Source organism: Clostridium sp. (genome assembly GCF_026168755.1).
GTDB lineage: Bacteria > Bacillota > Clostridia > Clostridiales > Clostridiaceae > Clostridium.
The window spans coordinates 1-14,734 of the sequence record NZ_JAPFDR010000015.1 but is presented as its reverse complement, the minus strand read 5'-3'; the positions used below and the strand labels follow the sequence as shown (position 1 = coordinate 14,734).

The 14,734-nt window shown below is 25.7% G+C and carries 14 protein-coding genes; 13 read left to right on the top strand and 1 reads right to left on the bottom strand.

The genetic code is table 11. From position 1 onward, the window contains the following. Positions 1 to 32 precede the first annotated feature (32 nt). The 11 genes from Q0Y03_RS07640 (at position 33) to Q0Y03_RS07590 (ending at position 12,421) form a co-directional block, all read left to right on the top strand. Entirely contained in the window at positions 33 to 863 is an 831-nt protein-coding gene (locus Q0Y03_RS07640; RefSeq protein ID WP_297713246.1) for an NAD(+)/NADH kinase, read from the top strand. 99 nt (positions 864 to 962) lie between these two features. Next, positions 963 to 1,412: an arginine repressor gene (locus tag Q0Y03_RS07635; RefSeq protein WP_297713245.1), complete on the top strand. Its 450-nt coding sequence runs from the start codon at positions 963 to 965 to the stop codon at positions 1,410 to 1,412. 20 nt (positions 1,413 to 1,432) lie between these two features. Then, the gene (gene recN / locus Q0Y03_RS07630) at positions 1,433 to 3,127 is read left to right on the top strand and encodes a DNA repair protein RecN (RefSeq protein WP_297713244.1); all 1,695 of its coding nucleotides are present in this window, start codon (positions 1,433 to 1,435) and stop codon (positions 3,125 to 3,127) included. Between the two features lie 183 nt (positions 3,128 to 3,310). Continuing rightward, positions 3,311 to 4,501, top strand: a complete 1,191-nt coding sequence (gene spoIVB, locus Q0Y03_RS07625; protein WP_297713243.1) for a SpoIVB peptidase — start codon at positions 3,311 to 3,313, stop codon at positions 4,499 to 4,501. Between the two features lie 312 nt (positions 4,502 to 4,813). Continuing rightward, on the top strand, positions 4,814 to 5,632 hold the full coding sequence (gene spo0A, locus Q0Y03_RS07620; RefSeq protein ID WP_297713242.1) for a sporulation transcription factor Spo0A: 819 nt from the start codon (positions 4,814 to 4,816) through the stop codon (positions 5,630 to 5,632). A 148-nt stretch (positions 5,633 to 5,780) separates the two neighbouring features. Further along, entirely contained in the window at positions 5,781 to 6,785 is a 1,005-nt protein-coding gene (locus Q0Y03_RS07615) for a tyrosine-type recombinase/integrase (protein ID WP_297713241.1), read from the top strand. Positions 6,786 to 7,511: 726 nt separating this feature from the next. After that, positions 7,512 to 8,606: a type II toxin-antitoxin system RnlA family toxin gene (locus Q0Y03_RS07610; protein ID WP_297713240.1), complete on the top strand. Its 1,095-nt coding sequence runs from the start codon at positions 7,512 to 7,514 to the stop codon at positions 8,604 to 8,606. A gap of 32 nt (positions 8,607 to 8,638) precedes the next feature. Beyond that, the gene (locus tag Q0Y03_RS07605) at positions 8,639 to 9,013 is read left to right on the top strand and encodes a type II toxin-antitoxin system RnlB family antitoxin (RefSeq protein ID WP_297713239.1); all 375 of its coding nucleotides are present in this window, start codon (positions 8,639 to 8,641) and stop codon (positions 9,011 to 9,013) included. 177 nt (positions 9,014 to 9,190) lie between these two features. Then, on the top strand, positions 9,191 to 10,402 hold the full coding sequence (locus tag Q0Y03_RS07600) for an AbiH family protein (protein WP_297713238.1): 1,212 nt from the start codon (positions 9,191 to 9,193) through the stop codon (positions 10,400 to 10,402). A gap of 202 nt (positions 10,403 to 10,604) precedes the next feature. Then, entirely contained in the window at positions 10,605 to 10,997 is a 393-nt protein-coding gene (locus Q0Y03_RS07595; protein WP_297713237.1) for a hypothetical protein, read from the top strand. A gap of 122 nt (positions 10,998 to 11,119) precedes the next feature. Next, a complete protein-coding gene (locus Q0Y03_RS07590) occupies positions 11,120 to 12,421 on the top strand; it encodes a DEAD/DEAH box helicase (RefSeq protein ID WP_297713236.1) in 1,302 nt (433 codons plus the stop codon). 235 nt (positions 12,422 to 12,656) lie between these two features. Here Q0Y03_RS07590 and Q0Y03_RS07585 read toward each other — a convergent pair whose 3' ends face one another. Continuing rightward, on the bottom strand, positions 12,657 to 12,932 hold the full coding sequence (locus Q0Y03_RS07585) for a hypothetical protein (RefSeq protein ID WP_297713235.1): 276 nt from the start codon (positions 12,930 to 12,932) through the stop codon (positions 12,657 to 12,659). Positions 12,933 to 13,173: 241 nt separating this feature from the next. Here Q0Y03_RS07585 and Q0Y03_RS07580 point away from each other — a divergent pair, with 241 nt between their 5' ends. Together Q0Y03_RS07580 and Q0Y03_RS07575 are read left to right on the top strand one after the other, a co-directional pair. Next, positions 13,174 to 13,737: a Rha family transcriptional regulator gene (locus Q0Y03_RS07580; RefSeq protein ID WP_297713234.1), complete on the top strand. Its 564-nt coding sequence runs from the start codon at positions 13,174 to 13,176 to the stop codon at positions 13,735 to 13,737. Positions 13,738 to 14,332: 595 nt separating this feature from the next. Next, entirely contained in the window at positions 14,333 to 14,581 is a 249-nt protein-coding gene (locus Q0Y03_RS07575) for a hypothetical protein (RefSeq protein WP_297713233.1), read from the top strand. Positions 14,582 to 14,734: the final 153 nt, after the last annotated feature.

Sequence of the window (14,734 nt, the reverse complement as noted above, 5' to 3'; positions counted from 1 at the left end):
ATAGGTGTATAAGTATAGTAAAGGAAGTTATTATGAAAAATATTTTAATAGCATTAAACCCTTCAAAAGATACAGAAGGAAAGATACTATCTTTGGTTATTAAAAAAATTACAAATATATTTAAGAGCTCTAAAATAACTGTATTAAATAGCTATGAAATAAATAAATATAAATTTGATAATGATTTAGATTTGCTTATAGTTTTAGGGGGAGACGGAACTTTACTTGGTATAGCTAGAGATATTAATGGAAAATATGATGTTCCTATTTTAGGAATAAATATAGGAAATTTAGGATTTTTATCAAGTATAGAAATACAAGATTTAGGCGAAGCTTTAAATAAAATAAAAAATGGACAATATATTATTCAAAATAGAATACTTTTAGAATGTAAAAGTGATGATGAAAATGAAGATATTAATAGTAAAGCTTTAAATGATGTTGTAATAGCTAGAGGAACATTATCAAGAATGGCAAAGTTTGAAGTGTATATAGATAAAAAGTTATATTATAGCTTTAAAGGAGATGGGTTAATAGTTTCAACACCTACAGGTTCTACAGCATATTCATTTTCAGCAGGAGGACCTTTTGTATATCCTGATGTTGAAGTTATAACATTAACACCTATTTGTCCACATACCAGAGGAATGCAGCCAATAGTATTAAAAAGCAGTAGTGAAATTTTAATTAAAGCTGAAAATTATAATGGTGAAATTTACTTAACTTTTGATGGTCAAGAATCTAGGAAAATTAAAGATAATAGCTCTATAATAATTAAAAAAGCTAAAGATGTTGCAAAAATTTTATTATTTGATAATTATGATTACTTTAATGTTTTGAGAAAAAAAATATTAAATAAATAGAGAGGCTTTAAGGGATTAATTAAAATAGAGTTTTAATATAAAAAGTAAATCTTTTATTAGGGATTGTACATTTATTAACAAATTGAGAAGGTGATTAAAGTGAAGTCAAAAAGACATAGTAAGATATTAGAGATTATTAATGATAATGATATAGAGACACAAGAAGAATTAGCAGAAGCACTTAAACAGGCAGGCTATGATGTAACTCAAGCAACTGTATCTAGAGATATAAAATTATTGAAATTAGTAAAAATGCAAAGTGAATCAGGAAAATATAAATATATATCTTCAGCAAAAGGAGAGCGTGATATAAATGACAAACTTTACAGCATATTAAAAAATGCAGCTATAGGAGTAGAACAAGTTGATAAATTTGTTGTAGTAAAAACACTAACAGGTGCTGCATCAGCTGCTGCAGAAGCAATTGATACTTTATATTCAAATGATGTTGCAGGAACAATAGCTGGAGATAACACTATTTTTGTATTAGTTAGAACTGATGAAAAAGCTTTAGAATTAATTTCTAAAATTAGAAATATGATTTCTTAAATTTATAAAGGTGGGGTATAATGCTAATTGAATTAAATATTAATAATTTTGCATTAATTCAAGAGTTATCTGTTGAGTTTGGCTCAGGATTTAATATATTATCAGGAGAAACTGGTGCAGGTAAATCAATACTTATAGACACTATAGATTATGTATTAGGCGGAAAATTTTCTAAGGATCAAATAAGATATGGAGAAGATAAAACAATAGTAGAAGCTGTATTTTCTATTGAAAATGATGAAGTTTATGAAGTGTTAGAGGAATTGGGAATAGAAAAAGATGAAATGCTAATTATACGTAGAGAAACTACATTGCATGGTAAAAGTTTAATAAAAGTAAATAATAGGAGTATTGTATTATCACAATTAAAAAAAATCAGAGAAAAGCTATTGGATATTCATGGACAACATCAAAATCAAAATTTATTAAATAAAGGTACTCATATTTTATATGTTGATGAATTTTATTATGATAAAATAAAAGACTTACTTAAAGAATATGAGTTATTAAGAGGTAACTATTTAGAAAATCTTGAAAAGATAAATAGTTTAACTGGAAATAAAGATGGTGAAAAATTAGCTGATTATATTAAATTTCAGATAGAAGATATAGAAAAAGCAAATTTAAAGGTTAATGAAGAAGAAGATCTAAAAGATGAATTTAATATGTTATCAAATGCAGAAAAAATATCAAATAGTTTAGTAAAATCTTATGGATATTTAAATTCATCAAATGAAGGAATTTCTGTATTAGAAGGATTATCAAAGGTTATTTCTGAATTATCATTAGTTGAAAACCACTCTGAAATAATAAGAGAAAAGAAAAGTCAAATAGAAGAGGCATTTTATAGTTTAGAAGAAGTAACAAGAGAAATTCGTGATGTAGGTAGTGAAATACAATATGATGAAGATAGATTAGCACAAATAAATGAAAGAATATATACTATAAGTTTATATAAGAAAAAATATGGAAACTCCATACAAGAGATTTTAGATAATTTAAAAAATTTAAAAGAAAAATATAATGAACTAGTAAATGCTGAAGAAATAGTAAATAAGTTAAAAGAAGAACTTATTATTATTGAAGACAAAATGAAGATTATAGGTAAAAAACTTCATGATTTAAGAGTTGAAGCAGCTGAAATATTAGAAGTAAATATTAAAAAAGAATTATCTTATGTTGGACTGGAAAAGGCAATAATAAAAATTGAAGTTAATTTAACTGATGAAATGAATTCAAGAGGTTATGATGAAGTTCAATTTTTAGTATCAGCTAATCCAGGTGAACCTTTAAAACCATTAGAAAAAGTACTATCAGGTGGTGAATTATCAAGAATAATGCTTGCTTTAAAATGTGTTTTTGTAGATAAAGATAAAATACCAACACTTATTTTTGATGAAATAGATACTGGAATTAGCGGAACTATTGGAAAGCGTGTTGGAGAAAAAATGTATGAAGTTTCATTAAAGCATCAAGTATTATGTATAACTCATTTACCACAAATTGCAGCACTTTCTGATAATCATTACTTTGTATCTAAGCATGTTTTAGAAGGAAAGACATTTACAGGAATCCGAATGTTAACGAGAGAAGATAAAATTAGAGAGATTGCTAAAATGGTAGGTGGAGATGAAATAAGTGATGTCACTATAGAAAATGCATCAGAAATGGTGAAATTTGCTGAAATAAAAAAGAAAGAAATGAAAAATATTTAATAAAAATATACATAAGGTCTAGCAATACGGTAAAGAATAAAATCATGGTAATTTAGCATGGTTTTATTTTTTTTATACAAAATTTATTAACTTAATAATTTTTGACTATGTTAACAATCTTAATACAGCATATAAAAAAATGATACAGGGAAAAGTAATGTCAGAAGCAAAGGAGGAGATAAAATGATGAAAAAAATATTAAAGTATTTTAGTATAATTACTGCTCCAGTAGCTATTTTGGCATTAATAGCATATTTTAGTGTTTTGAAGTTGCCAGAAAAAATATATATCAATGATAGTATGGAAGTATCAGATATAGCTGTGAATAATCAAGGAGTATTTAATACTGTGAAACTATCAAAAGATAAAGTGAATATTGATTTTTTAGGATTAATTCCTATAAAATCAGTTGCAGTACAAAAGCTAGAGGATATAAAATTATATCCAGGAGGAACAAGTGTAGGAATAAAGTTATCTACTGAAGGAGTTTTAGTTGTTGGTTTCTCAGAGGTTGAAACTAGAGGTGGAACTGAAAGTAGTCCAGCAAAGATAGCAGGATTGCAGTTAGGTGATGTATTGCTTAAAGTAAATGGAAAAGAGATTGAAGGAGCTAAAGAATTAGGAACTTTAATAAAAGAAAATGATACGAATGTAGTGAATGTAGAATTCATGCGTGAAGGATGCAAGTTTAATAAAGATATTGAACTTGTTAAAGAAGGCGAAGCTTATAAATTAGGTTTATGGGTTAGAGATTCAACTGCAGGTATTGGAACATTAACTTTCTATCATGAAGGTACTAATACTTTTGGAGCTTTAGGTCATCCTATTACAGATGGCGATACTAATACTAACTTTACAATTAAAGATGGGGATTTATTATCAGCATCAATTTTAAGTGTACGTAAAGGTGAAAAAGGTGTTCCAGGTGAATTAAGAGGATTATTTATAAATGAAAAAAGCTCTATAGGAACAATTAAAAGTAATTCATCATCAGGAATATTTGGAAGTACTAATAAGCCTTTAGTAAATCCTATATACAGTAAACCAATGTCTGTTGGGTTTAGAAATGAAGTTGTAGAAGGACCTGCTACTATAATTACTACAGTGGGTGAAGAAGGACCAAAAGAATATGACATAGAAATTGTTAAGCTATTACAACAAGATAAATGTGGACCTAAGAGCATGATAATTAGGGTTACAGATGAAGAACTTTTAAGTAAAACAGGTGGAATAGTGCAAGGGATGAGTGGTAGTCCAATTATTCAAAATAATAAAATTGTAGGTGCTGTTACACACGTTTTAATTAATAAGCCTGACATAGGATATGGAATATATATAGAATGGATGCTTGAAGAAGCTGGTGTAATAAAATAAAAAAATAGAAAATTATCAACAAGATATAGCTAAAATAACAAAAGGAAAATGCTATATCTTGTTGTTTTAAAATAAGTAAATTAAATAACACAAAATTTCTTAAAATTCCCTTAAAAAAATTTCAAAATAATGTAAAATAAACTATTTTTATTTTAAAATTTATGTTATAATATATTTAATGAAGTTAAAAAACAACTAAATATAACTTAATTTAAATTATAAAATATAGTATTGTTAAATAAGTTATGTGGGAATTTGGAACTTTGAAATTTAAAAATAATATATTATAGTGGGTAGAAAGGGAGAGAAAACATGGATGGAAACAAAATTTCAGTAATTATTGCTGATGATAACAAAGAATTTTGCAGTATTTTAAATGATTATCTTCTAAATCAAAGAGATATCGTTGTAACAGGAATTGCAAAAGATGGTAGGGAAGCTTTAACATTAATTGAGGAAAAACAACCTGATTTAGTTGTTTTAGATATTATAATGCCTCATTTAGATGGATTAGGGGTTTTAGAAAGATTAAATTCAATGAATTTAGAAAAATTTCCTAGAATAGTTGTATTATCTGCAGTTGGACAAGATAAAATAACACAAAGAGCTATAACTTTAGGTGCTGATTATTATGTTGTAAAACCATTTGATATGGATATTTTTACAAAACGTATAAGAGATATGTTTAATGATACTTTAGCGGTAGAAAATGAACCTGTTAAAAAGCAAGTTGCAATGACAACAAGTGAAATAATAAATACAAGTAATAGGGGACCTATGGATTTAGAAACTGAAATTACAAACATAATTCACGAAATAGGTGTACCAGCACATATTAAAGGATATATGTATTTAAGAGAGGCTATAACAATGGTTGTTAATGATATGGAATTATTATCAGCTGTAACTAAGGAGTTATATCCTTCAATAGCTAAGAAGTATAATACTACTGCTTCAAGAGTTGAGAGAGCAATAAGACATGCTATCGAAGTTGCTTGGGGAAGAGGGCAAATTGAAGCTATTAATAAGCTATTTGGATATACTGTTCATAATGATAAAGGTAAACCAACTAATAGTGAGTTTATTGCTATAATAGCAGACAAGCTAAGATTAAAGAATAAAGTATCTTAATACTAGTAATAGAGCCATAGTTTGAAAATTTCATTGCAATCAACATCAATGATGGGGGTATGAAAATGAGATTTTCAAGCCAATAAATATATTTCTATCATCACTTCTAATAATTAGATTGGCATCTAATGTTAGGAGTGATTTTTTTATGCCCAAAATTAAGAAAACTAAAACAATAAACAATATAATTGTAGAATATTTAGAGTATTGCAGTTATAAGAATTTGAGAATAAAAACAATCAAGTCGTATCATCAAACTTTAATGTTATTTTCAAAATACTTAGAGGAAGAATTGGATATTACAGATATAAGCAAAGTTAATAAAAAGATTGTAGAAGATTATTTAGTATTTACTAAAGATAGGGGGAAATATAGTTTTGCTTCAAGTGATGAAGGTATTAATAAAGCTAATTTAGATAAAAGGCATGATGTAGGAAAAGAAATATCAGATGTGACTATAAATGGTTATTTAAGAAATATAAAAGCATTTTTTAGTTATGCAGAAGAAAACAATATAGTAAAGAAAAATAATATTAGTTCTATAAAGTTTCTGAAAGTTACAAGAAAGCCAAAAGAGCAGTTAACAGATGAAGAATACAAAAAGCTAATTAAAGTATTAGATTTATCTAAATTTCATGAGTTTAGAGATTTTACTATTATCAATCTGATTTTTGATACTGGAATGAGATTAGGAGAAACATTAGAGTTGAAAATTGAAAATGTAGATTTATTTAGATGCACAATATTTTTAGATGGGGATATAACTAAGGGAAGGAAAGATAGAGTAGTTTTCTTTAGTTATGAAATGCAGAAGTTATTGCAAAGATGGATAAAATTTAAAGATGTTATGCAAGAAAGTGATTTATTATTTCCAACTCAAAGAACTAATAGAAAAATAGAGCAAGGAAACTTTGAAAGAAATTTCAGAGAATATTTAAAACGGGCAAAGATAAATAAGAATATAACACCACATGGATTAAGAAATAATTTTAGTAGAAGATTTCTTATGAATGGAGGTTCGATATTTGTATTATCTAAGATATTAGGACACTCTAGTGTAGCAGTTACGGAAAAAGCATATTTAGATTTGAAAGAAGAAGATTTAAGAAAGAAATATAGAGAATATTCTCCATTAGGGAATATAAAAAAATAAAAAAGAGATATAAATACTATATCTCTCCCAAAATTAAATATTTTGTAATAAACTTTGTATGCCTTTTTGTTTGGCACATTTAACTCGCAATTAAATGTTATCAAAAAAATAGGTACTATGCAAGGCTTTATTTCCTATACCTTAAATTAGGAATAGGTAAGTAGTATACGCACTAAAGCTACTATAAATAATTTTAGTAGGTGAGCTGAGCCAATGCATTAAATCAGCTATATTATTGTTCATAAGTGATTTACTTCTATTGTAACTTATGCAAGGTATCAATAATATGTAAGGTGGGCAACGACCAATAACCTTTAAATAATAGTTGTGGTGGAAACTTGGCACTCTAAAGAGTGGGTAAGTATTAGCAAAAGATAAAGACATTTAGGACAAGTTTTAAATGGTAAAGCTGATATGCAGTTATGCAATAATAATAGAAGTGTTAAATGAGGTTCTCAATGGGTAAACCAAACAATAATATTATCTTACTTATGTCTACAATTCTTATTTTGTAGATATAGGTAAGATAACTATATCATTCAGTAACTCATAAGTTCCCAAACAATTAATTTAGATAAATAAGTAAGAGTATAATAGATTACTTCAATTAAGGATAAAGAGTTTATTATTTTAGAACGACTATCTAATAACATACATAAAAGTAAAAAGTTTACATGAAAAATAAATAATGATAAAATTAAGTATGATGGTATGCGGAGGGAAGAAATGTATAAGGAATTATTATTAGATAATAGTAAAATTGAACAAGCTATTAAGAATTTTTTTAAGATAGATTATAATAATGTAAAAGTTATTCCAGAGGATAAACCAAACAAATCTGGATTTATAGAAACAAGATATAATGTCGAGTTTGATAATCAAAAGTTATTTCTTACAGTTTTTATTAATTCTAAGGGAAAAACAACTTTAAAAGTTAAAGAGGGAAAACTTCAAGAGATAAAATTATACTTAGCAGAATATATAAAGGAACATTGTAAAATAGATAATAATTTAGCTACAAACAATCAAAGTATGTTGTTTAAAACAATTGATTTTTCAGATTTTGAAAAATCAATTAAATTTATAAATGCAGAAGAATTATGCAAAGAAATAAGAATAAGTAAAGAAGACATAAACGAAAAAATTTATAAATTAAAGGGTTCATATAATGACATTGTAACTATTACATTTAACAAGAAAACAAATAACGTTAGGGTTCAAGGGATACCTTTACTTTTATATAATTTATGTGTATCATATATGAATGAATTACTTAGTGTTGATGAAGTCGTAAATAATTTAGAAGAAAACCTTGGAAAGAGTGTAAGTGCTTTATCTATAGAGGAACAATATAAATCTTATTTGCCTAATTCATATAATAAACATAGTGAGAAATTAAGAAAATCTCTATTGAAAGCTGTGTATAATTTAAATGTAACTAGTCAAGAATATACTTGTACAGAGTTAGTGTTTGAAGTATTAAGAGCACTAGAAGGGCATATTAAATTAACTTTGTATAGAGATTATCAAGTTACTTCGTCAAAGCAATATGGAAATTTAGATATGTTTAATTATGATTATAATAGAGAACGAGCAAGTATAAAGAAAGATGTTAGAAATAAGATTTTGAGCATTAAAGATAGAGTTGAGTATTATAAAAAAGCATATAAACATATAGTAGTATATAGACATAAATATTTTCATTGGGATTTTCCTAATGATTTTGGTAATGATGAAACAGTACAAATTGATGACGTTGATGTTGCTAAAAAATTAATTAAAGACACATTAAAAATTATTGATGAATATTATGAAATATAGAAAAATATATTTATTAGAAAGGAGAAGTAAAAATGAAAAGATATGATATAAGAAGTTTTTATACTAATGAAAATAAAAAGCAATATATTGTATTTTCTACATCTTATATATCTCCTCTAAAGTTTATAAAAGAAATAGAAGAAGAATTATCTAATCAAGTTAATACAGAAATAGAAGTTATTTTTGACTTATTATTAAGTTCAGGAAATAGCAAGGAACGTTACGGTAAAGCAATTTATGATGGAGAACAATTTAATAGAGAAAGCTTTCAATATATTAATGTTTTAAAGACAGATATTTTAAGGAGATTTTCAGCTAAATATTATGAAAAACGTAATGATTTTCTTGATAATTCAATTTTGAACTCTATACAGAAAAAAATGTTATGCAATGGGATTTGTATATAATAATTTAAGTAACCAATAAAGCATCTAGTTGATAGATGCTTTATTTTATAAGAAGACGAGAGCCAAAATGAAGTTGAAAGAATGAAAGCTACATTTAAATTTAGATATAGCTTTATTTTCTTATATAATAAATATACAATGTAATATGTGAATACGTGTATAAAGGGGAAGAAGAAAATGAATATTTTAGTGATAGGAAATGGATTTGATTTAGCACATGAATTACCAACAAAGTATTGGGATTTTATGATGTTTATTCAGTGTGTTAAAGAAAAGGGAGGTTTCAACGATGTACAAAAAGCAAAAAAATTTAATCAGTTAAGCACTGGAATAAAAAAAATTTTCTATGATATGCAATACTTTTCTGCAATATTTAGTGCTGATAAGGATAAAAGTGAACTAATAGAACTTCTACAATTAATCAAACATAATGTATGGATAAATTATTTTTTAATGAAAATTAATGAGCAAGATAGAAACAAAGGATGGATTGATTTTGAACTTGAAATTTCACAGGTAGTTAAAAGTTTAAGTGAGGATATATCAAATGGCGATTATGAAAAGATACAAGAAACTTTTATAACAGAATCAAAAATCGAAGATAAATTAGAGGGGAAATCGCTACAAAATTTTAATAAACTAAATAAAGATATACAAAAGGAAGCAATTGATATTCTTTATAAAGATTTAGAAAGCTTAATAAGATGTTTAGAGATTTATTTAGGACAATTCGTTAGTAAAATACAAATAGGAAATAAGATAAAAGAGATTGAGAATATCTCTAATGTGGATAAAATATTGAGCTTTAACTATACAAATACTTACGAAAAATATTATGAAACTAATTATCAAGAGGATAATTATGATTACATTCATGGAAAAATAAGAACAAGCAATAAAAGTCCTAATAATATGGTATTAGGAATAGATGAGTATTTAGATGAGGATAGAAAAAATAAGGAGTTTGATTTTATTAAATTTAAGAAATATTATCAAAGGATATATAAAAAGACAGGTTGTAAATATAAGAGATGGGTAGAAGAAATAAAAAAAGAATATGTTGAATATCAGAATGTATATAAAGAATTTTCAGGATTTTCCTATATGAAGGATTCAGAGGATACACTTATAGATTCAGCTAAAGAGATAATGGAAAATAAGGGTGGACATCATAATGTATATATTTTTGGACATTCATTAGATATTACAGATGGAGAAGTATTAAAGGATTTAATATTATTGGAGAATGTAACTACAACAATTTTTTATTACAATGAAGAAGCATATGCACAACAAATAGTAAATTTAGTTAAAGTTATTGGACAAGATACACTTATTAACATGGTATATGGTAATAATCCAAGAATTGTTTTTGAAAAACAGAGTTAATAAAAGTAAATAAATTACAAGCTAATAAGGATAAAATAAGTATTTTATTTAAGAGTTAAATTATTAATTGATGATTTTTAAAGGTGCTGGAAAGCATCTTTTTTGTTGTGTAAAAAATTTTTATTTAAAAGTGAACTTTTTAGAATTTCAATTATATAATACAAATGCAAATAACAAATGAAGAATAAAGGAGATTGATATTATGAAAAAAACATTAGTAACAAAGGAATTAAATATTGTAGCAATTAAAGATGAAGCAAAGAAAATATTTAGAAGAAAGAAAAATAACGTTGTAAGTTTAAGAATTAAACAAGAAGATGAAATTATAAAGATAATTATAAATGATAAGTTAATAGATGAGGTTGCATCAGAAAAAGAATCTGATTGTGATGATTTATTTGATATTGTTGACGGTTTAGTTGAACAAGTAAAATTAGAAAATGAATTAAGAGAGAATAAAAGATTTATAAAAGATAAATTAATGTATTTTAATAGAAAGTTTACACCAGAAGAAATAGATAATAATTGTCCAGAAGACTGTAAGTATTGTAAATATTATAATGAGTGTGAATTTAGAGAATATATGCCATTTTAAAATATAATTGTTTAAATATGAAAAAGAAAGGAGGGAATTTAGAAGGAAGGAAATTAAATTTTCTTTCCTAGAGCCAATTAATTATATTAGTTGGTGGTTTAATGAAATGAGGAAATTAATAAATGAGAAAATTAACGGTAAATGAAATTATAAAAAGTAAAGGCATAATGTTACACAAAGGAAAAATCAACTTGATAATTGCTCCAGCGGGTAGCGGTAAAACATATTATATATTTAATACATTACTAGATGTTACGAAGAAAAGCGTTTATTTGTGTGATACATCAAATTTGCAAGAAATGATTTTGAAAGATAAAGAAATAATTGGTAAAGTTAAAAGTACTGGTTTTGATATGATAGAAGGGTTTTATATTGATGGATTTAATTGTACTGTAATGACTTATGCTAAATGGTTCTATGAAATGAATAAGGAAGAATATAAAGATGTTGAAACGATAATTTGTGATGAAATACATAATCTTTACAAATATAAGGATAAGTTTGACAAAGAAGAAGATAAAGAAAATGGTATTAAGGAATGTAAAAACTATGAAAATGTAATAAGTAATTTACACCAAAATGCAAAGAATGGCGTTCAAGTAGTAGGCTTTACGGCTACACATGAAAGAATAAAAAGAGAGATGAATTTTCTTTTACCTAAAGATGATAGTAATATAACTAATGCAACAAATGAAAAATGGAATGTCATTAATCTTTCAAATGAAAAGAATATAAGAAGGCTAACAAGTGATTTTACTTTTTTCTTTAATAATTATAGAAACTTAGGACATTATTTAAAAGTGTTCAATGGTTTTAAATATGGTAAAAAGGCATTAATTTATACTAATAGAGTTACAGAGTGCGAAGATATGATTAATATATGTAATTCGATAGGGTTAAAATCAATAGCTTTATGGAGTATTAATAATACTAAAAACCCTATGAATGAAGAACAATTAGAGGTAAGAGAAAGTATTTTAACAACTGGTATTATTCCAAGGGATTATCAAATATTAATTATCAATGGAGCATATGAAACCGGAATTAATATTCTTGATGAAGATATAGAAATTATGGTTTGTAATGATACTCAAGCTGATACACAAATACAATCTAGAAGCAGAATAAGAAAAAATATTAAAGCTGAAATATTTAAGGATAAAAATTGTTTAGATGATATTAGAATAGTTGTACCGGAAGAATATTTAAATAGAAAATTAACTACAAAAGATAAGAGTGAATTATGTAAGATAGTAAATGTATATGGAGAAAAGAAAAGTATATTAAAGTGGACTAGCATTAAGCCAATAATAATAAATTCTGGATATGAGGTAGAAGATAATACAATTTCTATAAAAAAGAAAAATGATACTAGAGTTTCAACAATTATAGATGTAAATCCAGATGCGAGAATAATAAAATAAGGTAGACAAAAATACCCCCTAGCTATATATATTATAGGTAGGGGTATTTTTTGTCTACCTATAATATTAAATGGACAACATTTGCGGTGAATTATATACTTTTATAAAGATAAGTTAAAAATAATACGCAAATCTTGTCCGTTTTTTATTTTATATCAATAATACTATTGGTGGATTGGAACGAGTTCCAACCACCCCCATAAAAAGGCATGAGCCTTTTTTATGGGTTTATCTATTATTCAATAATAATTGTTTTGCAATTATATATGCTTGGCTCATTATCAAATCTGCTTTTAAAGTCTATTTTACTATATATGTATATAGTTCTATCTGCAAAGTTTTTAAATGCAATTAATCTTTTGCCAGTAGCAAGTATCCAATGTATATCTTGATAATCGGCTACTTTCTTCATGAAATCTATAACATCATCAAGAATATTGCCTTCTTCATCTAAGAGCCTATATGCTTTTTCCATTTCACGTTTATTACATGGTTCCATACGATTACACATAACTTGAAAACACCAAATATCACGCTTTTGAACAATTAGGGTTTCCATACCAGTATTGACATTTACGCCTTTACAATCACGAATTTCTTTACATATCATTTCAACATTCCCCCCTTTTTTATCATTATAATCCAATTTATATAAGTAGAAAAGATAAATAAAAATTTTGGAGGAATTATAAATGAATAAATTACAACAAGTAAATCAACAAAAAACAATCAATTCAAGATAAGTGGCAGAAATGTTAGGAAAGAGCCATAGTGCATTAATGAAAGATATTAACGGTTCAAAAGATGGTAAATCTGTTGGGATAATACCGATTTTACTGAAATCAAATTTTGATTTGAGTAAATATTTTATAGAAAACAGTTATAAAGATGCTAGTGGAAAAACAAACAAATGTTACGAAGTAACTAAAATGGGTTGTGAAATGTTAGGAAATAAGCAACAAAAATTCTTAGGGTTCAACATACCGGTTATTGAAGGTGGATTTGGTGAAAATCAAAAAGTTATGTTAGCAAAGACAATAGCAGAAATTCACGAAATGGAGTTAAGAAAAGTAAATGAGTTAATAAATAATAATATTAGTGAATTTGAAATTGGTATTGATTTATTAGACTTAAAAAACTCAATCCTTACAAAGGATTCACTTTTAGAAGTTGGATTTACTAATCAAAAGATAGCAAATTCAAAAAATATATATCTTCTAAGCGAACAAGTTTACTTTGCTTTAGTAATGTTAATGAGAAGTGAAAAGGCAAAAGAAAAACTATTGTGTAAATCCTTAGTTGTGTACATTATATAATATAAGTGTACAAAAACTAATGGCTATATATTACTGTTGTTATGTATATTATATAATATAAGAAGTAATATTTCATACTTCTTATAAAGCGCCATATTTGTATTGTATATAAATATGCTCTTTCAGAAAAAACGCTAAGTATAAATTTACAAGGTATTGTGCTATACCTCAAATTTTTGCTTTTACGTTTTTCATAATATTACAAAATGCTTTTATAATAGAATTTATTTTATTCATTAAAAACAACTTTCAAAAGTCGAGGGTTTCTTCACCTCGGCTATTATTCTTTATGTATTTAATATTAAGGGGTATAGACCATGTTTATTGTTTCTCTAAATCCATATTTACCTTTTATTTTTTATACCCCTTAATAATGAATATAATGATTTAGTTTATAAAACCCTAAAGGGGTTTAAAGATATAATACATATGCAATTTCTATAAAGATAGATAAAAGTATTTTCTTACGGTTATCAAATAAAAAATAGCTTAAACAGAAAAGAAATTATCAAGGGTAAAGGAAGGTTAAAAGCCTTCCTTATTTTTTTGTAGATATTTTAGTGTAATTTAGATACACAGTAAGGAAGGGAGAGTTATGGTATATAAGTTTCAAGTTGATAAAGATAAGTTTAAAACTAAACTTAAAGAGCGGTATTCAAAGTTTATAATTGATGACAATATTACATTATCAAGATGTTATGAAATGTTTTGTTGTGAAATGAATATATGCCGAAAAACAGTTTTTAACTTTATGAATAATCATTATAGTATTCAGTTATTAATGAAAGTAATTGAAGTATTAGAAGTAAAAGACATAGAAGAAATATTTAAAGAAATTGAGTAGAACCTTTAGAGGTTCTTTTTTTAATGTATAGGAAAGTATAAAATTTTCAATGGCTGAAAGTTAGATGAAATCTAGCTTTCGGCTATTTTTTGTGGTAAATTAGTAAATTGTAATTAGAGGTTAATAAATGAAAAATAGCAAAATAAAATTAAT